The sequence below is a fragment of the Limnohabitans sp. 2KL-51 genome, from assembly GCF_003063645.1.
Taxonomy (GTDB): Bacteria; Pseudomonadota; Gammaproteobacteria; order Burkholderiales; family Burkholderiaceae_C; genus Limnohabitans_A.
The window spans coordinates 219,822-241,674 of record NZ_NESJ01000006.1 but is presented as its reverse complement, the minus strand read 5'-3'; the positions used below and the strand labels follow the sequence as shown (position 1 = coordinate 241,674).

25 protein-coding genes, 1 other RNA gene and 1 pseudogene are annotated in these 21,853 nt (G+C 54.9%); 14 read left to right on the top strand and 13 right to left on the bottom strand.

From position 1 onward, the window contains the following. The 3 genes from B9Z49_RS22210 to B9Z49_RS08615 all read left to right on the top strand — a co-directional run. Positions 1-212: hypothetical protein (locus tag B9Z49_RS22210; RefSeq protein WP_233254563.1), on the top strand; the 212-nt coding region annotated here is incomplete at its 5' end. Between the two features lie 281 nt (positions 213-493). Then, on the top strand, positions 494-865 hold the full coding sequence (locus tag B9Z49_RS08620) for a hypothetical protein (protein ID WP_108353026.1): 372 nt from the start codon (positions 494-496) through the stop codon (positions 863-865). A gap of 20 nt (positions 866-885) precedes the next feature. Continuing rightward, positions 886-1,224, top strand: a complete 339-nt coding sequence (locus B9Z49_RS08615; protein ID WP_108353025.1) for a hypothetical protein — start codon at positions 886-888, stop codon at positions 1,222-1,224. A 582-nt stretch (positions 1,225-1,806) separates the two neighbouring features. Here B9Z49_RS08615 and B9Z49_RS08610 read toward each other — a convergent pair. After that, positions 1,807-2,106, bottom strand: coding sequence for a nucleotidyltransferase family protein (locus B9Z49_RS08610; protein ID WP_108353050.1), 300 nt, complete (start codon positions 2,104-2,106; stop codon positions 1,807-1,809). Between the two features lie 52 nt (positions 2,107-2,158). On the opposite strand from B9Z49_RS08610, the gene B9Z49_RS08605 reads away from it, so the two are divergent. From B9Z49_RS08605 to B9Z49_RS08585, 5 genes are all read left to right on the top strand, one after another. Beyond that, the gene (locus B9Z49_RS08605) at positions 2,159-3,793 is read left to right on the top strand and encodes an NERD domain-containing protein/DEAD/DEAH box helicase (protein WP_108353024.1); all 1,635 of its coding nucleotides are present in this window, start codon (positions 2,159-2,161) and stop codon (positions 3,791-3,793) included. A 107-nt stretch (positions 3,794-3,900) separates the two neighbouring features. Then, positions 3,901-4,083 (top strand): type II toxin-antitoxin system HicA family toxin, encoded by a 183-nt coding sequence (locus B9Z49_RS08600; RefSeq protein ID WP_108353023.1) that lies wholly within the window; start codon positions 3,901-3,903, stop codon positions 4,081-4,083. A 13-nt stretch (positions 4,084-4,096) separates the two neighbouring features. Continuing rightward, complete coding sequence (locus B9Z49_RS08595) at positions 4,097-4,501, top strand: type II toxin-antitoxin system HicB family antitoxin (RefSeq protein ID WP_108353022.1); 405 nt, start codon at positions 4,097-4,099, stop codon at positions 4,499-4,501. Between the two features lie 268 nt (positions 4,502-4,769). After that, positions 4,770-5,426 (top strand): histone deacetylase, encoded by a 657-nt coding sequence (locus B9Z49_RS08590; RefSeq protein WP_108353021.1) that lies wholly within the window; start codon positions 4,770-4,772, stop codon positions 5,424-5,426. Positions 5,427-5,463: 37 nt separating this feature from the next. Continuing rightward, positions 5,464-5,604 (top strand): hypothetical protein, encoded by a 141-nt coding sequence (locus B9Z49_RS08585; protein WP_369913501.1) that lies wholly within the window; start codon positions 5,464-5,466, stop codon positions 5,602-5,604. Between the two features lie 161 nt (positions 5,605-5,765). Here B9Z49_RS08585 and B9Z49_RS22540 read toward each other — a convergent pair whose 3' ends face one another. The 3 genes from B9Z49_RS22540 to B9Z49_RS08570 form a co-directional block, all read right to left on the bottom strand. Continuing rightward, on the bottom strand, positions 5,766-6,200 hold the full coding sequence (locus B9Z49_RS22540) for an HAD domain-containing protein (protein WP_369913504.1): 435 nt from the start codon (positions 6,198-6,200) through the stop codon (positions 5,766-5,768). Between the two features lie 211 nt (positions 6,201-6,411). Continuing rightward, complete coding sequence (locus B9Z49_RS08575; protein ID WP_108353018.1) at positions 6,412-7,140, bottom strand: hypothetical protein; 729 nt, start codon at positions 7,138-7,140, stop codon at positions 6,412-6,414. A gap of 326 nt (positions 7,141-7,466) precedes the next feature. Further along, the gene (locus B9Z49_RS08570; RefSeq protein WP_108353017.1) at positions 7,467-7,862 is read right to left on the bottom strand and encodes a hypothetical protein; all 396 of its coding nucleotides are present in this window, start codon (positions 7,860-7,862) and stop codon (positions 7,467-7,469) included. Between the two features lie 47 nt (positions 7,863-7,909). Here B9Z49_RS08570 and B9Z49_RS21570 point away from each other — a divergent pair, with 47 nt between their 5' ends. Beyond that, a complete protein-coding gene (locus tag B9Z49_RS21570) occupies positions 7,910-8,338 on the top strand; it encodes a hypothetical protein (RefSeq protein ID WP_146188506.1) in 429 nt (142 codons plus the stop codon). Between the two features lie 92 nt (positions 8,339-8,430). On the opposite strand, the gene B9Z49_RS08560 is transcribed toward B9Z49_RS21570, so the two are convergent. Both B9Z49_RS08560 and B9Z49_RS08555 read right to left on the bottom strand, forming a co-directional pair. Then, a complete protein-coding gene (locus tag B9Z49_RS08560; protein WP_108353015.1) occupies positions 8,431-9,102 on the bottom strand; it encodes a hypothetical protein in 672 nt (223 codons plus the stop codon). Further along, complete coding sequence (locus B9Z49_RS08555) at positions 9,102-9,698, bottom strand: hypothetical protein (protein ID WP_108353014.1); 597 nt, start codon at positions 9,696-9,698, stop codon at positions 9,102-9,104. The genes B9Z49_RS08560 and B9Z49_RS08555 overlap by 1 nt, the downstream gene beginning before the upstream one ends. A 205-nt stretch (positions 9,699-9,903) precedes the next feature. Here B9Z49_RS08555 and B9Z49_RS08550 point away from each other — a divergent pair, with 205 nt between their 5' ends. Further along, the gene (locus B9Z49_RS08550) at positions 9,904-10,608 is read left to right on the top strand and encodes a histone deacetylase (protein ID WP_108353013.1); all 705 of its coding nucleotides are present in this window, start codon (positions 9,904-9,906) and stop codon (positions 10,606-10,608) included. 588 nt (positions 10,609-11,196) lie between these two features. On the opposite strand, the gene B9Z49_RS08545 is transcribed toward B9Z49_RS08550, so the two are convergent. The 7 genes and pseudogenes from B9Z49_RS08545 to ompA all read right to left on the bottom strand — a co-directional run bounded on the left by B9Z49_RS08545 (position 11,197) and on the right by ompA (position 15,834). Continuing rightward, entirely contained in the window at positions 11,197-11,454 is a 258-nt protein-coding gene (locus tag B9Z49_RS08545; protein WP_108353012.1) for a hypothetical protein, read from the bottom strand. A gap of 373 nt (positions 11,455-11,827) precedes the next feature. Beyond that, entirely contained in the window at positions 11,828-12,763 is a 936-nt protein-coding gene (locus B9Z49_RS08540) for a site-specific integrase (protein ID WP_233254562.1), read from the bottom strand. A 72-nt stretch (positions 12,764-12,835) separates the two neighbouring features. Continuing rightward, a pseudogene (locus B9Z49_RS22535) lies at positions 12,836-13,060 on the bottom strand (Arm DNA-binding domain-containing protein); the annotation flags it as partial. A 182-nt stretch (positions 13,061-13,242) separates the two neighbouring features. Beyond that, positions 13,243-13,631, bottom strand: a transfer-messenger RNA (tmRNA) gene (gene ssrA, locus B9Z49_RS08535). A 13-nt stretch (positions 13,632-13,644) separates the two neighbouring features. After that, positions 13,645-14,310: an HAD family hydrolase gene (locus B9Z49_RS08530; protein WP_108353010.1), complete on the bottom strand. Its 666-nt coding sequence runs from the start codon at positions 14,308-14,310 to the stop codon at positions 13,645-13,647. 2 nt (positions 14,311-14,312) lie between these two features. Beyond that, a complete protein-coding gene (gene ubiG / locus B9Z49_RS08525; protein WP_108353009.1) occupies positions 14,313-15,023 on the bottom strand; it encodes a bifunctional 2-polyprenyl-6-hydroxyphenol methylase/3-demethylubiquinol 3-O-methyltransferase UbiG in 711 nt (236 codons plus the stop codon). A 94-nt stretch (positions 15,024-15,117) separates the two neighbouring features. Further along, positions 15,118-15,834: an outer membrane protein OmpA gene (gene ompA, locus B9Z49_RS08520; RefSeq protein ID WP_108353008.1), complete on the bottom strand. Its 717-nt coding sequence runs from the start codon at positions 15,832-15,834 to the stop codon at positions 15,118-15,120. A 233-nt stretch (positions 15,835-16,067) separates the two neighbouring features. Between ompA and gyrA the strand changes: the two genes are divergently transcribed. The 4 genes from gyrA to B9Z49_RS08500 are packed head-to-tail and all read left to right on the top strand — an operon-like array spanning position 16,068 to position 21,851. Further along, on the top strand, positions 16,068-18,713 hold the full coding sequence (gene gyrA, locus B9Z49_RS08515) for a DNA gyrase subunit A (protein ID WP_108353007.1): 2,646 nt from the start codon (positions 16,068-16,070) through the stop codon (positions 18,711-18,713). Between the two features lie 3 nt (positions 18,714-18,716). After that, positions 18,717-19,808, top strand: a complete 1,092-nt coding sequence (serC, locus tag B9Z49_RS08510) for a 3-phosphoserine/phosphohydroxythreonine transaminase (RefSeq protein ID WP_108353006.1) — start codon at positions 18,717-18,719, stop codon at positions 19,806-19,808. 38 nt (positions 19,809-19,846) lie between these two features. Further along, positions 19,847-20,947 carry a prephenate dehydratase gene (gene pheA, locus B9Z49_RS08505; protein ID WP_108353005.1) on the top strand — a complete coding sequence of 367 codons (1,101 nt, stop codon included), beginning with the start codon at positions 19,847-19,849 and terminating at the stop codon, positions 20,945-20,947. Between the two features lie 7 nt (positions 20,948-20,954). Further along, positions 20,955-21,851, top strand: coding sequence for a prephenate dehydrogenase/arogenate dehydrogenase family protein (locus tag B9Z49_RS08500; RefSeq protein WP_233254561.1), 897 nt, complete (start codon positions 20,955-20,957; stop codon positions 21,849-21,851). Positions 21,852-21,853: the final 2 nt, after the last annotated feature.

Sequence of the window (21,853 nt, the reverse complement as noted above, 5' to 3'; positions counted from 1 at the left end):
GCCTTCAGGGGCAGATAAGTCATGACTTGCGCAAAGACGAGTTGACCCGAGTGCATGCCTGTCCCCAGCAGATGAGATCCGCCGAGCATGCCCCAAGTCCGGAAAACGATTCAAATCGTGGACAAGGAAAAAGTCAGATTTATTTAAATAAATCATGGGGTTACGTTAAGTCTGATGGCAAACGTTGGGACACTAGTGGCAACCACCCATGATATGTCCACCATGTAACTTAGGCATCCCAGACAACAAGGGTAACTAGCCGAGGGCGGATTTCAATCCTCGCAATCGATTTAAAGACAAGGAATTAATGGATCTACGGGATATGCCTGTTGATGAATACGTAAAGCGTCAACTGACGATCCGGCGTCCCGAGTGCTTTTGCGCCCCTCAAGACGAAGTCGACTGGCAGGCGTGGCTCATGTCATCAAGCGTGACTTGCGCAGTCAGGTGTTTATTCGTTGAATTTTATTGATCTATAACCCAGGAGATTCCTATGCCCACTAAAAGCCCGCTCAAATACAACGCTGAAAACCCCCAACTTTTGGAGGCATGTCTTTATTTACAAGAATGGTTCAGTTCGCACAGCAAGACTGGTCAATTGGGATTTAATCAAATTAAAACAGCAGCCAGACATACAGTTGCACTGCTTGGGCACGAGTGGGTCTTACAAATGGAACGTGAGCGCGACGAAGCAGTCAGGATCTCAATGGTGTTCCATGAACTCAAACGAATAGTTAAGCGATCACTTGTCTCATGGCATAAAGACCCGGCAAGGGTTTGGCGAGATTTTGAAAATTACGCACTCAAAATTGCAACAATGAGAGAAGCCAAACAATTATTGAAGATATACCGTTTAAGGTCCTGAATTTTTGGAAGAATCAAGCTATGAAAAGAGTCACCGAGGTTCAGAAAATTGAATGCACTTTTGAGTTTTTTTGCCCCCAAAAATGGGAGGATCTCGAGCCTATTCGTGAGGGCGTTAGATACTGCGAAACCTGCTTCAGCGATGTATTTTTGTGTTCCACGCAATACGAAGTGGACAAGGCCAGAGCGCTGCGTCAATGCATAGCGATTGAGCAAGTGACCCAATTGATCTTTATGGGCGTACCGTCCCGTTCAAGCTACGACGATGCCAAGATGGAAACACTGCCTGAATCCGTAATTGACTCTTTGATCAAAGAGGCGGATCAGTTGTATGCATCCAGAAAAAAGTCATGGCCTTAGCCCTTGCAATGACGCAAAAGCGTTTTCTCAATTTCTTTGAGCAATTACCTTAAGTGGCCCCCGAATTTGGGACAAATGTTTAAGTGGAACACCCTATAAAGAAACGAGTTACCGATGACTGAGTCAAAAAAAGAAGATTTCATCCGCCAGAGTTCAAGGCCAAGGTGGGGCTGAAGGTGCTCGGTGGGATGAAGACCATCAACCTAATAGCCCAAGAGCACGGCGCCCATCCAATTCAGATCGGCCAATTGAAGTAGAGATCCAAGCTCAGGCCAAATGTCTTTTTGAGGGCAAGCGTAGGCCACAACCGGTATCTGCCGAGAGTACGCCGGACCGGCTCTAAGGTGAAATCGGGCGCTTGAATAAACGCATCAGGCGGCGTCAGGAGCTTGAACTTGGCCGAGACATCCACCCCGAGACTATGTTTTCATGCCCGAAACGGTATCACGCGACATAGTAACGAAACTGCTGGCAAGGCAATATGAAAATTTCATCAACAACTTTTCAAATCTGCTTTTTCCTTGGATAAAACGGCTCACCGATTCACACGCATCACGCATGTGCGTAATACGAATACGATCTTCAGGCAGCATATTGCGGTACCGCCGAAGCGAGCACTTGGCTCCTGAAATAACGTGACAAATCACCTGCCGTTCGCAAATCGACCTTCTTGCCAATCAGATCGGATATTTCCGCTTCCATCCGGGTCAGCTCAAAGAGATTGGGAATGTGATTTGGCTCGAATTCGACCAGCAAATCCACATCACTATCCAGACGTGCAGTGCCTTTCAGCTGAGAGCCGAACAACGACAGTTTGCAGATGTGGTGGACTTGGCAAAATGTTGCCAGAGTGGTCTCGTCAAGCCCCAGTGATGAGTGCATTACAACCTTCTTTGTCTTTAAAGCTGAGTACATATTACGGCAATAATTGACCATGGCTCAAATTCACCCCAGCTTCCCACTTCACGCCCCTGCCTCCTTGGGCGGTTACCGCGAACGTGACATCCTCAAGATGTTGGAACAAGGCCTTGACGATCGTTTTGATGTGTTTCACAACGTGCCCTGGTCGGGCATGCAAGGCGATCAGCAAAGCTTTGGTGAATACGACTTTGTCATCGTCTCGCCTGGCGGGCAACTTCTGATTTTGGAAATCAAGTCCGGTGACGTGATCGAGAGCGACGTTGGCCTGACTAAGCAATATGGGCGCCAAGGCCCCAAGGACATTGGTCACCAAATGCGGCGAATGCATTCGAGTTTGCTGCAACGCATCGACAACGGTGATTTGCCCCAAGTCCATGTAGGCGCCATGTTGGTTTTGCCAGATTACAACTCGCAAGGCGCGAGCGTGGGCTACCCGCCAGAGCGCATGGTCGATGCCAGCCAGATCGACCAACTTTGCCAGCGCATCAGCGCCAGCTTTCCTGTACACGCCCTGCCAGAAGACCAACGCCAGCGAGTGCTGGACTTTTTGGCCAACCGTTTTGAGGTGCGGCCTGATGTGGCCACTCATATTGGCCAAGTGCAGCAAGCCACCACCCAGCTGGCCAGCGGCTTGGCCACTTGGGTGCCTCGAATTACCCACGCTGAGCAGCTTTATCAAATCGAAGCTACTGCAGGCTCTGGCAAAACACAGCTGGCCCTTGCCCTGCTTTCACAAGCAGCAGCACAAGGCCGCAATGCCCGCTATGTGTGTTTTAACCGCCCCTTGGCCGATCACCTGGCCCGCTTAGCTCCGGCCCGCTGCGAAGTCACAACCTTCCACCAACTTTGCCGTGACCACGCCGAAAAAGAAGGGCAAACTCTGGACTTTTCTGAACCACAGGTGTTTGAGCGCATCACCCAAAAATACCTGGGAGATGCCCTCGCCCTGCCCGCCCGCCTGGACCTGCTCATCCTGGACGAATCACAAGACCTCAATCCTGCTTGGGTCGATGCCCTCACACAAGCCTTGCTGCCAGAGGGTCAGTTGTACGTGATGGGCGACAGCCAGCAACAACTCTACGATCGCGAACCCTTTTCATTGAGCAGCGCTGTGCAAGTGCGCTGCATGGACAACTTTCGAAGCCCTCAGCGCGTGGTGCGCATGATCAACAAACTGGGCCTGACACCGGAGCCCGTGCTGGCCCGCAGTGCGCACGCTGGCGAAGTGCCGCATTTTCATATTTGGGAAGCTGGGCAAAGCAGCGCGCAGGGCAAACTGAACGAATGCCTGACCAAGTTATGGCAAAGCGGCTACACCCCGGAACAAGTCGCCGTCATCAGCTATCGGGGTGTGCAGCAGTCTGAAGCGCTGCGCCAAGACCGCCTGGGCGGCCAAGCCACCCGGCGCTTCACAGGGCAATATGACAGCGCAGGAAACGCGCAGTGGAGCGAAGGCCCACTGCTGGCTGAAAGCCTTTACCGCTTCAAAGGCCAAAGCGCTCCGGCCGTGGTCCTGTGCGAAGTCGACTTTGAAACACTGACCGAGCGCGACAAACGCAAACTCTTTGTTGGCCTCACTCGCGCGCAAATGCGGGTGGATGTGGTGCTCAGCGAGCGGGCGGCTCGGGCCCTTTTTGACCTGCTTTGAACGAATAAAACGATCAACCGTTCTTTTTCAGCATTCACCAACGACACACCTAAGAGTAATCTGTTGGGGTCATTGCAACCTTTATTGCGGTAGGTACAATAACCACCATGAACAGCAAAATGCTCATCAAGATGCTCGAAAGTGCCGGTTGGACTGAGCGAGGTTGCAAGGGTAGTCATCACATTTACACGCACCCGAACAAGCCTGGGCACATCAGCGTCCCTCACCCCAAGTCAGATCTGGGCAAGGGAATAACGCACAAATTGCTGAAACAAGCGGGTCTGAAATAAAAGGATATTGACCATGAAATTCATCATTGCCATTGAACCGGGTGACGCAGACCACAGCTTTGGCGTGGTGGTGCCTGACTTGCCTGGGTGCTTTAGCGCGGGAGATTCGCTGGATGAGGCGATGGCCAATGCCCATGAAGCGATTGATTTGTGGTGTGAAACAGTCATTGAGGATGGTCAGGATATTCCACCAGCCAAGTCAATCAGCTTGCACCAACAAGACCCCGAGTTTGCAGGCTGGGTGTGGGCTGTTGTGGATGTGCCGGTTGAGAAATACCTGGGCCCAGCGGAGAAGATCAACATCACGGTGCCGCAGATCATGTTGGCCCGCATTGACGAATACGCCAAGCGCCACCGCCAAAGTCGCAGCGGTTTTTTGGTTGATGCAGCCAGGGCTGCCATGGCCGCACAGCCTTGAGAGGTTTTCGTTCTTGAATGATGCGTGACGGCTCGCAAATTGCACTCGCCATCTCTCATGTCTTGACCTTATCGGTCCTCAACAAAGCGTTGTTGAGATAGCTTTGTCACCTTCGGTCATGGCGCGCAAATGTCTCGCTCAGTCGAAAATGCTTTTAGTGGCCCTGTGGCAGCCCGAACCAAGGTCTGCTATTGAATATTTCTGGTGTCTCACGCCATGAGACAGCCCCACGCCAACACTGAAGGCCTCACTCATTCAGGAGGTCTTCATGTCAGTTCCCGTTTTTTACTCATCGCAAATGGTTGCCAACTCGGGCAGCTACTCTCCCAGCGCAAGCAAGCCAGAACAAGTCATTCAATCTTGGCAACTGCTGGGCATCCCCATGCAGGTCACTGTCCCTCGGCCCGTTTCCCGCGATCAACTGGTGCGGGCGCACCTTGCCAGTTATGTCGATGGTGTGCTGGACTGCCGCCTGGCCAACGGGTTTGGCAACCGGTCTGCGCAAGTTGCAGCGTCTTTGCCCTACACCTGCGGCGCCATGCTCGACGCTTGCTGGGCTGCATTGGAAAATGGCATCGGCGCTGTCGCACCCTGCTCTGGCTTTCACCATGCAGGGTACGGATTTGGCGGTGGCTTTTGCACCTTCAACAGCTTGATGGTGGCAGCACAGGATGTGTTGACAAAAAATGCCGCACGCAAAATCGGCATCCTCGACCTGGACATGCACTGGGGAAACGGCACCCAAGACATCATCGACAAACTGGGCCTGGTCAGCCAAGTGCCCCATTACAGCCAACACCACCGGGCAGAAGAGGCAGAGCGGTTTCTCAGCGGTTTGGCCCAACAGATCACGCAGCAGTTTGGCGATTGCGACTTGCTGATTTACCAAGCAGGAGCCGTGGAGCGAAGGCCCACTGCTGGCTGAAAGCCTTTACCGCTTCAAAGGCCAAAGCGCTCCGGCCGTGGTGCTGTGCGAAGTCGATTTTGAAACACTGACCGAGCGCGACAAACGCAAACTCTTCGTCGGCCTTACTCGCGCGCAAATGCGGGTGGATGTTGTGCTAAGCGAGCGGGCAGCGCTGGCCTTGTCAGCCCTGCTTTGAACGCAGTCTTCCTGCCAAGTAGCTGGAGACAAGCACCGAGGAATAAATCATGAGGACTATCGAGCACGAAAAAGCCTCTAATCTCGTCTGTTTTTGCACTTATCGCTCTGAGCATTTGATGTTGAACAGTGAAATGAAGTTTGATCGACCTAAGAATTGGCTCAAGTGTCCATCAGAGAACGACTTAGCTTTTCCAATGCCTGAAGCACTTGCAAGTTGATGCCAGTAGATCTCGGACATGTGATCAAACGCTTCTCGAATGGTCGGAAGTTCCAGACCCTGTCATCTAATGCGATCCAGTGAACCCAAGGATCGCGGTTTTCTCTCATCCACTCTTCGCATTCACGTTGCCGGGCATAAAGCTCTTCATGTACCAGTCCTGTACAGCCCACCAACCTGCATGCAAGGCCAGGAGGAACCAGGTTTTGAAGCTCTTGCAAGTTGTGACCATGGCGCCAAGTAGAGGAAACAACAACTTCTACATCAGGCCTGCTTTCCAACCAATTAACGAGCAAATCCGTTCGGCACCAAAGTGGGTTCGAACTGTTGGGAGGGTCAGGATGCAGAACCCCATCAAAATCAAGAAATAGAACCATGAGTGTTGACGTCAATTTTGATTGATCAAGGGTACCGATTTCAGTTTGACCCATACGCGCCCAACGAACGGTCTGGTCATATCACTACCGGCGCTACCCCCTTAATCTGTTCACGTTGTGGTCGTTGGGAAAAGTGTTATTCAAAGAAGTTAGTCCCGACTTGGCGGATTCTTTCACAGTACCTCACCCGCTTTTTCATGCACCTGACCTCTTAAAACACCACGCCGCAATCGTAGTGCACCTGCTTGGTTTCGCTTTCCAGCTTTAGCTCGTGAGGCCCTTGGCGGTTCATTGCCCAAGTCTGACGGTAAAAACCACCCCATTGGCTAAAGCGCGTCAGACTGACACGCGCGATGAGGGGATCGCTCAGGTCGATGGTGGGTGACACTTCCAGCGCCATCGCGGCTCGGGCGGTATCGGCGCTCATGGTTTGCATCAAAGGCTGTTTTGAGCTCAGGCGGATCACCAAGTCTTGCAGCTCTTGTGAATGGCAAAGCAGCGACACCGATTTGTAGCCCGCATGCCATCGCAGCATGGCGTGCCCAGCTTTCAGGCGGTACAGCACCAGTTGCAAATACCCCTGCGCGCTCCCGTCGGTTTGGACAGGCTCGGTGATGGCTTGTTGCATGTCTTGACCATGCATCCAGCCCGGCTCTTGAAACAGCTGCTCGCATTGGGTGTGGGGCGCGGCATGGGCGTCTCGCCAATACAAAAATGGCCAGCCATTTCTATTGCCCACATACAGCCAATCCAGCACACGCCTTGCAGGCGGCTGGAGTTGGGGCAGCAGCGCAAAGTAATGCATGGGGTCAAAGTCCACCTGTTGGCGATGCAATGGCTGCGCAAACAAGTCGTTACTCTGCTTTGTCAACTCGCTGTGCCATTGGTCCAGGGCATTGAGCAAGGTGTGAGCTGGGGTGTTGAAGTTTTTTGGGTTCACGGCCGTATTCGATGATGTGTGACGAATCGCATCATGCTTGCCTCATGGCTCATGCCGTGAGCTTGGTAAAAGCCGCCTCGTTTAACGGAGTCACTCGGCTAATAAGCTTCACGCCAAATCTGCTGTCGCGTTTTGCGTATTAATCGGTCAAGCATGGCTTGTCATGTCGCTTTTTCGATCTGCAAATCAACAAACTGTCGCAAATTCGCTTTGCACAGCGATGACTTTTGCTGACGCTGAAGACTTGGTGAACTTGTAAGTCATCCTTACAAGTTGGGATCTCGGTCAGCTTCGAACCGTGTTGCGCGACAAACCCCTGTGCTTGGCTACCCGTGCAACGACACCTTGTCGCCCATGGCTAGCCATATGAACTTGCGCAGTCGCTCAAACCGCCCCAGACGAATCATGTCTCTGGGTGAAATGTCCCCCAGCAAAGGGTTTCGAGTCTTGAACCAAGTGCCGGTCTTGTCCACATCCCCCCAAAAAAACCTGGCCATCAAGTTGATGGTGTTGGCAATTTCTTGGAGCCTTTCTCGAACGGGCACTGGCTTGGCATCGTCAAATCGCACCGACTTGGGCGACACATCGGCAATGTGCGAAACATCTTCCTTTTTAAGGCTCAAGAACGATTGCACCGACTTGGCATTGAACGAAGAGCCCAGGCCAAACCCCATCAGGTCTGGAGGGGCTGTGTCAAAAAGGCCAACTCCCTTAGACGTCATCGATTCACTTCCAGACATACTTTCTACTCAACCTATATTTCACTTGCATGCACTCGCACTTTATTCTGCAAAGTCAAACAACAGCCATTGTTGCAACAGATGGTCAGGTGCGGATCCATCGTCAATCAGGATGTAGCTGTCAGCAAGCCACATGGTTATCAATCCCCACGGCCAGGCTGGGAGCGCTCAGCGCGGACCTCGCGCTGCCAGGCACCAGCATCATCAATGTGGGCAAATGTTCCTGCCTGAGCTACAGCAGCCAAAGCCTGGCGCAAATTTTGTTGACGCTGCACTCGGTTGGCGGGCGGCTGTGGCATCACCACGTCGTGATAAATGAGAAAAATCATGCGTGCATCACGGCCATAAAGGGCTTTGAAATTGGCTGGCAGCGCAATGTCGCCTTGGGTAGAAATTGTTGTGGCGAGCTCGATCGCTTGCATATCAATACTCCTTTGATAGCAACATTACTCCCATGATAGAAGGCACGGAAAGGGAGCTCGGTTTGCATTTGATCCGCTGACTGGGCCCTCGACTGGGCCCCAGGGCCCAGTGGCAGCGCCTCATCGAATCAGCAACGAGATATGCCCAAGCCCCAACGGGCTTGAAGCTTCGTCGCCAGTTCAACGTTGTCAAATTGCTGGGCACTGCGTATCGACACCAGCATATCCACCAGTTCAAATTGAGGATTCTTGAAATCGGTCGTCGTCTTTTGCAAACTTTTGGACAGGCCTTCAGCATCCAAAAGCGCCACCAAATCCAGCACATCCCCAGGATGCAAAGGATGAATATCAAATTGCAGCAAAACTTCGCTCGGAAAATCTTTGAGGTTGTCTGTGGCCAGCACCACGCTGGTTCCTGATGACTTGGCCCAATCGGCAGCTGCAAGCGCAACATGCACATCATCCGGATCCGGCAACTGGAACAGAGATGCAAATGTTGATTTCTTTCGCAGCGCATCCAAGCGCTTGCCATCGTCTTGCCAGCCCGGTGGCAAATACTGAGGCACCAAGTGCTTTTTGATCGGATCCAAGCGCCTTTGAGCCCAAATCAAATCATCAAAATCAAGATCACGGTGATTCGTTTCAGCTCGCAATCGCGCTCGGTGTTTTACGTATTCCGTCTCAATTTGCGGCGTCCACCGCAGGTCAATCAGTTTGGCCCTGGCCAAATCGAACAGCACATTCGACACCACATCCTTAACCATGATGTTGGCATCCGCCAAGACCAGCAATGCCGACATCAAGCAGCCAAACCCAGCTTTTTGGCCAAAGCACCCGCCCGCAGTTTAGACTGCTTGCGCGCTTTGCGCGAGGTGGCGGACACATTGTCCAGCGCCCTCAAATCGACCGCCTTGCGCGCTTGCGCCAAGGTCTTTGGCGCGATGGCAGAGGCCTTTGCGACCAGCGCTTCAAATTCACTGGCCAGTACTTTGCGGTGGCCGCCCGCCGTGCGATGCACTTTGCCTGCGTAAGTGCCCGAATCGAGCAACGCCGCAACAAAGGGCCTTGAAAAGCCACACCGGTTGGCCGCCTCTTGGGTGCTGATCCAGTCATTTTCTGGCTGAGCCAGCGCTTTACCCCGGACTTGGCTTGCAGACACATCGGCCAACTTGGCAACACGACGAGCCAGAGAATCGGCCATGGCATCCAAGTCCACAGCTGGCATCACAGCCCCATGCGCTTTCAGTTCCATGGGCAGCGCCAAGCGCAAAGCGGATGCGCACCGCGCTTGAAACGACATACTCGCATCACCCCCCAAACGCTTTTTTTTGGGACGCGACAAAAGCACAGGTTTGACGGGTTTGGCAGGCTTTTCAGCGTGCAATCGGGTGTCCATAGTTAGACTTCTCATGATTGAAGAACACTTTAAAAACGAAAAAAACGAAACCAATTATGCTGCATCCAAGTCATTTTGCAAAATAGGCACCCATTGATCGAGGTCAGGTTATCCATGTTCAACCGACTTTGAATTTTTCTGGTGTCTCACGCCATGAGACAGCCCCACGCCAACACTGAAGGCCTCACTCATTCAGGAGGTCGTCATGTCAGTTCCCGTTTTTTACTCATCGCAAATGGTTGCCAACTCGGGCAGCTACTCTCCCAGCGCAAGCAAGCCCGAACAAGTCATTCAATCTTGGCAACTGCTGGGCATCCCCATGCAGGTCACTGTCCCTCGGCCCGTTTCCCGCGATCAACTGGTGCGGGCGCACCTTGCCAGTTATGTCGATGGTGTGCTGGACTGCCGCCTGGCCAACGGGTTTGGCAACCGGTCTGCGCAAGTGGCCGCGTCTTTGCCCTACACCTGCGGCGCCATGCTCGACGCTTGCTGGGCTGCATTGGAAAATGGCATCGGCGCTGTTGCACCATGCTCCGGCTTTCACCATGCAGGGTACGGATTTGGCGGTGGCTTTTGCACCTTCAACGGCTTGATGGTGGCAGCACAGGATGTGTTGACAAAAAATGCCGCACACAAAATCGGCATTCTCGATCTGGACATGCACTGGGGCAACGGCACCCAAGACATCATCGACAAACTGGGCCTGGTAAGCCAAGTGCCCCATTACAGCCAACACCACCGGGCAGAAGAGGCAGAGCGGTTCCTCAGCGGTTTAGCCCAACAGATCACGCAACAGTTTGGCGATTGCGACTTGCTGATTTACCAAGCGGGAGCCGACAGCCACATCCACGACCCCTTGGGCGGCTACCTGTGCACAGCGCAAATGCACCGGCGTGATCCACTGCTCTGACTCGTGGAATCCATGCTTTGTTGACGCCGATGACTATTTCATCAGTTTGCCAATATCAGTTTGACAATTACGCGCCCAATGAACGGTCTGTTTTCCGCACGATCGACACAGCCTCTCAATCTGGTCACAGCATGTTCGGCAAGAACATTGGCTCACTCCCCCCCGAGGAATGCGCGGCTCATCCTAGTATCAAAGAAGTCGGCGCCTCGCGGGGGGGAGCGATTCAACACCAATTGGAAAAAAGAGAAGATCGCCATCCCCGTCTGGTACCGACAATGGGGGTATGTAGGGCGATAAATAAAAGAACGTCATTTCCTGGGTTCGACGATAAAAGGTTGTTTCAAGATGTTACTGAAAGGAATGAGGGTCGCATCCGTCCATGCCGAGCATGGGTTTGAATTGTCCGCGCGAAGGGTTGCACAGCAACACCCCAGCCGCGGATGCGGATGCGTTTAGAGCAAAGCCAACTAACGAAAAATGTTTGCTGGGCAACTGCTTTTGTCGAAATCACACTCGATTGAGAGTGAGTTTCCTTGTTTGATTTCAAAGCCCCCACTAGAGGGCTTTGTTTTTTTCAGGAATCTGCCATCAATGCGGCCCCACCTTTGGAAGTCTGGCAATGTACTCCGTCATATCAGACAACTTCCAGACGCGAATCTTCCCCAACTTGCCCCCGGGAGGGAAGCCGGAAAGATTATTTACCGCGTGGTGAACCGCCTGTGCTGAAGGCAGACTTGTGAGGAGGCAAACTTCTTTGGCGCGCAGAAGTCGATCAGGGTGCAAAGCAAGCGGGTCGCTGTTGCGTTTCCAGTCCTCAAGAACAGCAGTGAGTTTTTCGAGTGACATATCAACACCTTCAGAAAACTGCGCATTGCTGCGCAGAGCCTAGCCTTTGAAAAGGCAGGCACGGTTATTCCAATTCGTGTTGATCGCTCCGAAGATCGAATTTCGGTTTACGGTCGACCGATGCCGCAACACTCTGCGCATCACAACATCTGCTGACGGCCCCAATTTACATCAAAAAACTATTAAATTAAACACTAGTACCTATATTTTTAAATTTTTATATGTAAAAAATTGTTTAAATTGGTTTTTTATTTTTGTTGTTAACCCGTGGATTACCCTTCTATTCCAGGAGCTTCCGATACTCGACCGTAGCCTTCTGCCGAATCGATCCGACATCTGGGTCGACGCCCTAATTGCCGTCCACTTCGACGGGTTACTTCTGAACCAAATGCGAATAGTCTTGGCCAGTGCGAAGGCAGTCAAGCATGTCGCTCCAAGCTTGCATCATGGCCCGGCGGTCGTCCAAACGTGAGACCCTTCTATATGCGCCCCTCAACTGGTCAGCCAAGCGGTGGTGAAGTGTGATCTCCAATAATGCTTGGTCAAGCTTTAGGACTTCTTCGCCTAAGGTCCGGAACACTGCTCGTGAACCGTGCATGCTTTGGCGCTCACCCCACCCCAAACTTATGATGGCAGTTCGTGCACCGTTGTCGCTGATTGGCCTGCCACGCTTTGATGACGGGAATACAGAAGGGTCTGACACAAACCTTGGTAATGTCTTGAGGATTTCGGCCGCCTGTCGAGACAAAGGAATGATGTGGGCATCGCCAGCCGCTTTGTTAGCAACTGTCCGCTTCAGGCGAGATGATGGGATCGTGAACTCCATGGCCTCCAAGTTGAAGTCATCCCAAGTTGCCAGACGCAACTCAGACGGTCGGCACGGTATCATGAACTGAAGCTCTATCAAGGCGCGTATGACTGGACTGCCGTGGTAGTGCTTCACTGCTCGCAGGAACTCGCCGAGTTCTGCAGGGTCTGTAATCGCTGGGAAATGTTCTTCTGCCTTCGGAGCCCCAAGGCGCGTAATCAGGCCTGCTGTGCTGCAATTTATTTCATGCCCTTCTGTACCCGCCCACTTAAAAATCGTCTCAATCATTCGAATGCAGCGTTTACCAGTTTCACGTACTCCACGGGCGCTGATAGCATCGACCACACCAGAAAGGTCCACCGTCTTGATTGCGCTTATGTGCGTTGTACCGATCCGCGGTATTACGTCCCTCTCAAGCATGCGCTCGTATCTATCAGCATGCACCGGCCCCCATCCAGGTTTAGATTTATTCAGCCACTTCCGTGCAATGGTCTGAAACATCTCACGCTCTGTGATGTGTGCTTTGATGATGCTTGGCTTGGCCGTACTTCCAACCGGGTACTGATTCGATGCCAAACCACCTAGAAAGCGGTAACACTGAGTCCGCGCCTCTGCCAATGACATCTGAGGGTAAACGCCAATGCTTGTCCTCGACTGTTTCCCGTTCTTTTGAAAACGGACGTACCATCGAGCTCTGGTTCGGCTAATTTCAATGAATAAGCCTGCGGTGTCGACAAGCCTGATGTAGGCTTTGTTGGGTGGGCAGGATGCTTTTGCTAGTTGGGCGGCTGTAAGCATGCGGAGCGAAATTCAGTTTTGGTGGCGGAAATTTCACATTCTGCCCGAATTCCGCCCAGCACAATGCCAATGTGCCCTGAAAAGAAAAGGACTGCAAATCAAGGACTTACAGCTCTTTCGGTATAAAAATCAGGACTAATAGCCTTATTTTGTATTCACTAGTCATCAAGTGAATTCTTAATTGGTGGAGCTGGGGGGATTTGAACCCCCGTCCATAAGTCTTTTTCGTACAGTTCTACATGTGTAGTCGTCTGATTTGAGTCTCGCCAAGTGAACCGCGCAGCGACACGCTGAACACCCAGCCAGTACCCTTTTTTCTCACACCACCCCAAGGTACCCGAGGTGATGCCAGCCCATATGTTTTACCTTGCAGCTAGGACTTTGAGGGATTTAACCCCCTCATCACCCTAACCCAGCCTATCGGCCAACTGTTGCAAGGCTCACCGGATTAAGCGGCGAGTGCGAAACGTTCGTCGTTTGCAGTTAGTTTTTTTTCCGAAGATTAACGAGGATCAGAACCTCGACATGCCCTGCCACGCGTCCGAACCCATGTCGAAACCAGTGCAGCCCCTGAGGGTGTTATTTTAGGCGCTTTGCAGGAATTGCAAGAGCTCTGTCGGAGAATCAATGTGCAAATGGGCATTCCAGCGCGAAATATCGGTCTGTTGCCCCAAATAACCGTAAGTGGCGGCCACGGTGCCCATGCCGGCGGCCAAGCCTGCAACGATGTCGCGTTCGTCGTCGCCCACATAGACGCAACGTGCCGGATCAACCGACAGGCGCCGCGCCGCCTCGAACAAAGGCGCGGGGTGCGGTTTGGCGTGCGGCGTGGTGTTGCCGCTGACGATGGTCCCAGCCGTGGCGAACAATGGCATGGCCGCGGTGAGCGGGTCGGTGAAGCGGCTGGATTTATTGGTGACCACGCCCCAGGGCAGCCCCAAAGCCACCAGGCGTTCGACCATGTCCACCACGCCATCAAAGATGCGGGTGCGCTCGGTCATGCAGTTTTCGTAGTTGACGAAAAACTCTTCCTTCATGGCTTCAAAGTCAGGGTGCTCGGGGGTCATGCCAAAGGCGATGCCCAGCATGCCCCGCGCTCCGGCACCGGCCATATGGCGGTAATGCTCCAGAGGCAAAGAGGACATGCCACGGTCAACCCGCATTTTGTCCGCCGCTGCACCCAAATCCGGGGCGCTGTCGATCAAGGTGCCGTCCAGGTCAAACAAGACGGCTTGTGCGTGGTGGAACATGGTCAGGCTTTCCGGCAGGCGAGCAAATAGTTCACGCTGGTGTCCTGGCTGAGCCAATAGCGTTTGGTGAAGGGGTTGTATTCCATGCCCTTGAAGCCTTGAGCGTCCAGCCCCGCTTCACGCGCCCAAGAGGTGAGTTCGCTGGGCTTGATGAGGCGGGCAAACTCGTGCGTGCCTTTGGGCAAGAGTTTGAGAATGTATTCGGCCCCGACGATGGCAAAAAGGAAGGATTTAGGGTTTCGGTTAAGCGTGGAGAAGAAGACCCAGCCACCGGGCTTGACCAGTTGTGCGCAGGCTTTGACGACAGCCGAGGGGTCTGGAACATGTTCCAGCATTTCCATGCAAGTGACCACATCGAACTGAGCGGGCTGTTCTGCGGCCAGCGCCTCGGCGCTGACTTCGCGGTATTGAACGCCTTGGGTCCCAGCCTCCAGTGCGTGCAGTTGGGCCACTTTGAGAGATTTGGTGGCCAAGTCGATGCCCAGCACCTGGGCACCTTTGTGCGCCATGGCGTCGGCCAAGATGCCGCCGCCGCAACCGACATCGACCACGCTCAAGCCCGTCAGGGGAACCAAACCATGAATCCACTCCAGCCGCAAAGGGTTGATCTGGTGGAGAGGACGGAATTCGCTTTCAGGGTCCCACCAGCGGTGGGCCAGATCTGAAAATTTGGCCAGTTCGGCCGGGTCGACGTTTGAAGTGCTTGTAGTCATGGGAGCTGATTGTCGGTCAACAGCCTGAAAGGCAAGAACGACAGACGAAAAAAAGCCCCATTGCTGGGGCTTTTTGACATGATCCGGTAAGGGATTACTTGTTGGGACGTGTGCCCACCACTTCGATTTCCACGCGGCGGTTCTTGGAACGGCCGGCAGAAGTCTTGTTATCAGCCACGGGCTGCTTCTCGCCTTTGCCTTCGGTGTAAACGCGGTTCTTTTCGATGCCCTTGGTGACCAGATAAGCCTTGACAGCGTCAGCGCGCTTGACGGACAGCTTCTGGTTGTAAGCATCAGAACCCACGGAGTCGGTGTGACCCACGGCAATGATGACTTCCAGGTTGATGCCCTTGACTTTGCCAACCAGGTCGTCCAGCTTGGCTTTGCCTTCGGCCTTCAGGACCGACTTGTCGAAATCAAAGAACGCGTCAGCGGCGTAAGTGACTTTGGTGGCAGCAGCTGGTGGAGGCGCTGCTGGACGGGGTGCAGCAGCGGCAGGTGCGGGGGCTGCTGCTGGAGCGGCAGGGCGAGCTGCTGGAGCTGCTGGAGCTGCTGGAGCGGCAGGACGAGCTGCTGGGGCTGGGGCTGCAGCTGGAGCAGCAGCGGCTGGCTTGGCCACAATGGCACCGTCGCAACCGGCAGCGGCCGTAGCAGGTGTCCAGTTGGCATCGCGCCAGCACAGTTCGTTGGTGCCGTTTTTCCAGACCAGGTCGCCTGTGCCGTTGCGCCAGTTGTCGATGGTTTGAGCACCAGCAGCCGATGCGAGCGCTGCTGAGGCCAACAGAATCGCCAATTTGTTCAATTTTTTCATGGTCTTCCTCTTGAGGGATAAAGCCGCAGACAGGCTGCGAAAAAAAGACGCTGCAGATGACCGTCACCTGCTGCGTTGCGTTTTATTGTGCCATAGACAGCGGCAGGCTCAGTTAAATGCCTCACCAACAGCCAAAGGTGAACACATTTGCATGCCAAATGTTGCATGGACGCGACAGCCGCTTGCAACTAAAATGAGTGGTTTTCACCGCGCCACTTTTGCCTCTCTCACATATGACCCAGTTCGCCAAAGAAACACTGCCCATCAGTCTGGAAGAGGAAATGCGGCGCAGCTACCTCGATTACGCCATGAGCGTGATCGTCGGGCGTGCCCTGCCCGATGCCCGGGACGGCCTGAAACCCGTTCACCGTCGCGTGTTGTTTGCGATGCACGAGCTGAACAACGACTGGAACCGCCCTTATAAAAAATCGGCCCGTATCGTGGGTGACGTGATCGGTAAATACCACCCCCACGGCGACCAGTCGGTATACGACACCATCGTGCGGATGGCGCAAGACTTTTCCATGCGCCATATGCTGGTCGATGGCCAAGGTAACTTCGGCTCGGTCGATGGCGACAACGCCGCAGCGATGCGGTACACCGAAATCCGTCTGGCCAAAATCGCCCACGAGATGCTGGGCGACATAGACAAGGACACCGTCGACTTTGGCCCCAATTACGACGGCTCCGAAAAAGAACCCCTGGTTCTGCCCTCGCGCCTGCCCAATTTGCTGATCAACGGCTCGGGCGGTATTGCCGTGGGCATGGCCACCAACATCCCGCCTCACAACCTGAACGAAGTGGTGGATGCGTGCCTGCACCTGCTGCGCAACCCGGAAGCGTCGATTGACGAATTGATGGAAATCGTGCCTGCGCCAGACTTCCCGACAGGCGCCATCATTTATGGCATGACGGGTGTCAAGGACGGTTACCGCACCGGCCGTGGCCGCGTGGTCATGCGCGCCAAGTGCCACTTTGAAGACATCGACAAGGGCCAGCGTCAATGCATTGTGGTCGACGAGCTGCCTTACCAAGTCAACAAAAAGACTTTGCAAGAGCGCATGGCCGAGTTGGTGCACGAGAAGAAAATCGAAGACATCAGCCACATTCAGGACGAATCCGACAAATCGGGCATGCGTTTGGTGATCGAGCTCAAGCGCGGCGCGGTTCCCGAAGTGGTGCTGAACAACCTGTACAAGCAAACGCAGCTGCAAGACACCTTTGGCATGAACATGGTGGCCCTGATCGACGGGCAACCCAAGCTGTGCAACCTGAAAGACCTGATCCAGGTCTTCTTGCAGCACCGCCGCGAAGTGGTCACACGCCGAACGGTGTTTGAGCTGCGCAAAGCACGTGACCGTGGTCATGTTCTGGAAGGCCTGGCCGTGGCTTTGGCCAACATCGACGATTTCATTGCCATCATCCGTGGCGCACCCACGCCTCCTGTGGCCAAGGTTGAACTGATGAACCGCGGCTGGGACAGCCAGATGGTACGCACCATGCTGACCCGCGCCAGAGACGATGGCTCGGTGGTGAACGCCGACGACTACCGCCCCGAAGGACTGGAGCGCGAATACGGTTTGGGCCAGGACGGCCTGTACCGCCTGTCGGACACGCAAGCGCAAGAAATTTTGCAGATGCGCCTGCAACGCCTGACGGGCTTGGAACAAGACAAGATCGTGGCCGAGTACAAAGAGGTCATGACTGAGATCGAAGACCTGCTGGACATCCTGGCCAAGCCCGAGCGCGTGTCCACCATCATTGGCGACGAGCTGGGCACGGTGCGCCAAGAGTTTGGCCAGACCAAGATCGGAGCTCGCCGCAGCGAAATCGAGCACAGCGCGCAAGACCTGTCTACCGAAGACCTGATCACGCCCACTGACATGGTGGTCACGCTCTCGCACAGTGGCTACATCAAGAGCCAGCCCCTTTCTGAATACCGCGCACAAAAGCGCGGTGGCCGTGGCAAGCAAGCCGCTGCCACCAAAGAAGACGACTGGATCGACCAGCTCTTCATTGCCAACACGCACGACTACTTGCTGTGCTTCTCGAACCGGGGCCGTCTGTATTGGTTAAAAGTTTGGGAAGTGCCTGCGGGTTCGCGTGGCTCTCGCGGCCGCCCCATCGTCAACATGTTCCCCTTGCAAGAGGGAGAAAAGATCAACGTGGTGCTGGCCCTGACCGGCGAAGCCCGCACCTTCCCGGACGACCAGTATGTGTTCATGGCCACATCCATGGGCACCGTCAAGAAAACTTCACTCGACGAATTCAGCAACCCCCGCAAGGGCGGCATCATCGCCGTGAACTTGGACGAAGGCGACTTCTTGATCGGTGCCGCTTTAACCGACGGCAAACACGATGTGATGCTGTTCAGCGACGGTGGCAAAGCTGTGCGCTTTGACGAAAACGATGTGCGCCCCTTAGGCCGCAGCGCTCGCGGCGTACGCGGCATGATGATCGAAGACCACCAAAGCGTGATCGCCATGTTGGTGGCGGGCGACGAAACACAGAGCGTCCTCACGGCCACTGAAAACGGTTATGGCAAACGCACCTCGATCACCGAATACACCCGCCACGGCCGTGGCACCAAAGGCATGATCGCCATCCAGCAATCTGAACGCAACGGGAAAGTGGTGGCCGCCACCTTGGTCCATGCCGACGACGAGATCATGCTGATCACCGACACTGGTGTGTTGGTGCGCACCCGTGTGGCTGAAATCCGCGAGCTCGGCCGCGCCACACAGGGCGTGACCTTGATTGGCCTGGACGAAGGCGCCAAGCTCTCAGGTCTGCAACGCATTGTCGAAAATGATGCCAATGTGAGCGAAGGTGAAGCCGGTGACGCGGAAGCGGATGACGGTACGCCAGCAACGGAATAAGTGATGGGGCGCGCTTTCAACTTTTCGGCAGGCCCTGCCGTCATGCCCGAGGCCGTGCTGCAACAAGCCGCAGCTGAGATGCTCGACTGGCACGGCTCGGGCATGAGCGTGATGGAGATGAGCCATCGCGGCAAGGAGTTCATCAGCATTTACGAGCAAGCCGAAACCGACTTGCGCGAATTGTTGGCGGTGCCTACCCACTTCAAGGTTTTGTTCATGCAAGGCGGTGGCTTGGCCGAAAATGCCATCGTGCCGCTGAACCTGTCGCATGGCGGGGCGATGGACTTTGTGCTCACGGGCAGTTGGAGCCAAAAGTCGCTCAAGGAAGCGGGCAAATACGGCACCGCACGCGTGGCCGCATCGGGTCAGGTGGAAGGCTTTACCACCCTGCCCGCCCCTGCCACTTGGCAGGTGGGCGCAAACAGCCGCTACGTGCACATTTGCAGCAATGAAACCATTCACGGTGTCGAGTTCCACGAACTGCCCGACCTCAAAGCCTTGGGCTGCGATGCCCCACTGGTGGTGGATTTTTCTTCGCATGTTGCGTCTCGTCCTGTAGATTGGTCTCGGGTGGGCCTGGCCTTTGGCGGTGCGCAAAAAAACCTGGGGCCCGCCGGGCTGACCTTGGTCATCGTGCGCGAAGACTTGATCGGCCATGCCCTGCCGCATTGCCCCAGCGCTTTTGATTACAAGCTGGTGGCCGATAACCAGTCGATGTACAACACCCCGCCCACCTACAGCATTTATATCGCGGGGCTGGTGTTCCAGTGGCTCAAAAAACATGGCGGTATTACAGCCATGCAGCAGCGCAACATCGCCAAAGCGCAACTGCTGTACGACTTTCTGGACGGCTCCAGCTTGTTTGAAAACCGTGTGGCCAAGGACTGCCGCTCGCGCATGAACGTGCCCTTTTTCTTGCGTGACGAATCGCGCAACGAGGCCTTTTTGGCCGGGGCCAAAGCCGCCAACTTGCTGCAACTCAAAGGGCACAAGTCAGTAGGCGGCATGCGTGCCAGCATTTACAACGCCATGCCCCTCGAAGGCGTGCAGGCGCTGGTGGCCTACATGCGTCAATTTGAAAAAACACAGGCCTGAAGCACTTCGAAAACAAGCCGCCAGAAAGACCACGAGACATGAGCCAACCCCCCATTCAATCGGACGCCCTGGGCGCTTTGCGTGTTCAGATTGACGCACTGGACAAACAGCTGCTGAGCTTGCTGAACCAACGCGCTCATGTGGCCGAAAAAGTCGGTGAGATCAAACGTGCCGAAGGCTCGCCCTTCTTTCGCCCCGACCGCGTGGCGCAAGTCATCGACAAGATCACCCAAGCCAACCCCGGCCCGCTGAAAAACGAACACATCGCTTCCATTTGGCGCGAGATCATGTCGGCCTGCTTGGCCCTGGAGGCGCCACAGCGCGTGGCAGTGCTTGGGCCTCAGGGCACGTTTTGCGAACAAGCAGCGATTGAATTTTTTGGCAGTGCGGCCAACCTGATTTACTGCGCCAACTTCGACGAAGTCTTTCACGCCACCGCTGCAGGCTCCGCCCAATATGGCGTGGTGGGCATGGAAAACTCCACCGAAGGCGTGGTGGCCCGCTCGCTCGATTTGTTCTTGCGTTCGCCCGTGCATGTGGTGGGCGAAGTCAGCCTGCAGGTGCGCTTCAATTTGCTGCGCCAGCTTAACTCTGACGCGGGCATCGAGGTCGTGATGGCCCACCCCCAGGCGCTGGCCCAGTGCCAGGGCTGGCTGTCCAAACACCTGCCACATGTGGAGCGCCGCGCCGTGTCGAGCAACGCCGAAGGCGCGCGCTTGGCCGCCACCAACCCAGCCTGGGCCGCGCTGGCCAGCGAGCGCGCCGCCAGCCAGTTTGGCCTGCACATCGTGCACCACGCCATCCAGGACGAAGCGTTCAACCGCACCCGCTTTGCCGTGATCGCTTTGCCGCAAACCTTGGCCACACCGCCTGCCTCGGGCAAAGACTGCACCAGCCTGGTGGTGTCGGTGCCTAACCGTCCAGGGGCCGTGCACGATTTGCTGGTGCCGCTCAAGAACAACGGCGTGTCCATGACCCGCTTTGAGTCGCGCCCCGCCAAATCAGGTCAATGGGAGTATTACTTCTACATCGACCTGCAAGGCCACATCAGCGAGCCGCATGTGGCCGCCGCTTTGCAAGAGTTGCAGGGCCTGTGCGCGTTCTACAAGGTTCTGGGTTCCTACCCTGTGCCCGAGTGAGCCCACAGTGAAGTTCCAACGCTTGGCCCTGATTGGCTGCGGCCTAATGGGCGGTTCGTTTGCACTCGCTTTGCGCGAAGCAGGTCTTGTTCAAACCATTGTCGGCTTCAGCGCCTCTGAAAAAACCCGTCAACGTGCGGTGGAACTTCTAGTCATCGACCACGCCTGCACCAGTGTGGCCGATGCGGTGCAAGGCGCAGATCTTGTTTTACTGGCCGTTCCTGTGGGCGCGATGCAAAACAGCTTTACCGCCATGCGCGAAGCACTGCACGCCAACGCCTTGCTGATGGACGTGGGCTCGACCAAGTGCGATGTGATTGCCGCTGCACTTGCCACACTGGGCGATCGCCTGAGTTGCTTTGTGCCCGCCCATCCGATTGCGGGCAAAGAAGTCGCGGGCATTGAGCATGCCGAGGCTTCGCTTTACCAAGCACGCCGCACCATCCTCACGCCTTTGCCGCAAAACAGCATCGGCCAGATAAAAACAGCCAGCGAAATCTGGACTGCCATCGGTAGCCATGTGAGCCAGATGACAGCGGAGACCCATGACGCTACTTTTGCCGCCGTCAGCCACTTGCCACATTTGCTGGCCTTTGCCGCCGTGAATGCACTGACGGCCCAGCCGCAAGGCCCTGCGTTTTTGGAGATGGCTGGTCCGGGATTTCGGGATTTTTCACGCATCGCCGCTTCAGATGCATCGGTGTGGCGCGACATCTTGAGCGCCAACCAAGAGGAAGTCTTCACGCAATTGGCGCACTTTCGCACTGCACTCGACGCATTTGAAAATACCCTGAAACAAGGCGACACCCAAACGCTGCAACAACTGATTCAACAAGCCAGCGATGTGCGCTCGGCCTGGACACTGCAAGCCGGTCACGCTTGCAACACAGCCTCAGAAGACTGACC

Coding starts and splice junctions, on each gene's coding strand:
- B9Z49_RS08620 (WP_108353026.1), top strand. CDS start 494: ATGCCCACTAAAAGCCCGCTCAAATACAACGCTGAAAACCCCCAACTT.
- B9Z49_RS08615 (WP_108353025.1), top strand. CDS start 886: ATGAAAAGAGTCACCGAGGTTCAGAAAATTGAATGCACTTTTGAGTTT.
- B9Z49_RS08610 (WP_108353050.1), bottom strand. CDS start 2,106: ATGCACTCATCACTGGGGCTTGACGAGACCACTCTGGCAACATTTTGC.
- B9Z49_RS08605 (WP_108353024.1), top strand. CDS start 2,159: ATGGCTCAAATTCACCCCAGCTTCCCACTTCACGCCCCTGCCTCCTTG.
- B9Z49_RS08600 (WP_108353023.1), top strand. CDS start 3,901: ATGAACAGCAAAATGCTCATCAAGATGCTCGAAAGTGCCGGTTGGACT.
- B9Z49_RS08595 (WP_108353022.1), top strand. CDS start 4,097: ATGAAATTCATCATTGCCATTGAACCGGGTGACGCAGACCACAGCTTT.
- B9Z49_RS08590 (WP_108353021.1), top strand. CDS start 4,770: ATGTCAGTTCCCGTTTTTTACTCATCGCAAATGGTTGCCAACTCGGGC.
- B9Z49_RS22540 (WP_369913504.1), bottom strand. CDS start 6,200: ATGGTTCTATTTCTTGATTTTGATGGGGTTCTGCATCCTGACCCTCCC.
- B9Z49_RS08570 (WP_108353017.1), bottom strand. CDS start 7,862: ATGACGTCTAAGGGAGTTGGCCTTTTTGACACAGCCCCTCCAGACCTG.
- B9Z49_RS21570 (WP_146188506.1), top strand. CDS start 7,910: ATGCACTCGCACTTTATTCTGCAAAGTCAAACAACAGCCATTGTTGCA.
- B9Z49_RS08560 (WP_108353015.1), bottom strand. CDS start 9,102: ATGTCGGCATTGCTGGTCTTGGCGGATGCCAACATCATGGTTAAGGAT.
- B9Z49_RS08555 (WP_108353014.1), bottom strand. CDS start 9,698: ATGGACACCCGATTGCACGCTGAAAAGCCTGCCAAACCCGTCAAACCT.
- B9Z49_RS08550 (WP_108353013.1), top strand. CDS start 9,904: ATGTCAGTTCCCGTTTTTTACTCATCGCAAATGGTTGCCAACTCGGGC.
- B9Z49_RS08545 (WP_108353012.1), bottom strand. CDS start 11,454: ATGTCACTCGAAAAACTCACTGCTGTTCTTGAGGACTGGAAACGCAAC.
- B9Z49_RS08540 (WP_233254562.1), bottom strand. CDS start 12,763: ATGTTTCAGACCATTGCACGGAAGTGGCTGAATAAATCTAAACCTGGA.
- B9Z49_RS08530 (WP_108353010.1), bottom strand. CDS start 14,310: ATGTTCCACCACGCACAAGCCGTCTTGTTTGACCTGGACGGCACCTTG.
- ubiG (WP_108353009.1), bottom strand. CDS start 15,023: ATGACTACAAGCACTTCAAACGTCGACCCGGCCGAACTGGCCAAATTT.
- ompA (WP_108353008.1), bottom strand. CDS start 15,834: ATGAAAAAATTGAACAAATTGGCGATTCTGTTGGCCTCAGCAGCGCTC.
- gyrA (WP_108353007.1), top strand. CDS start 16,068: ATGACCCAGTTCGCCAAAGAAACACTGCCCATCAGTCTGGAAGAGGAA.
- serC (WP_108353006.1), top strand. CDS start 18,717: ATGGGGCGCGCTTTCAACTTTTCGGCAGGCCCTGCCGTCATGCCCGAG.
- pheA (WP_108353005.1), top strand. CDS start 19,847: ATGAGCCAACCCCCCATTCAATCGGACGCCCTGGGCGCTTTGCGTGTT.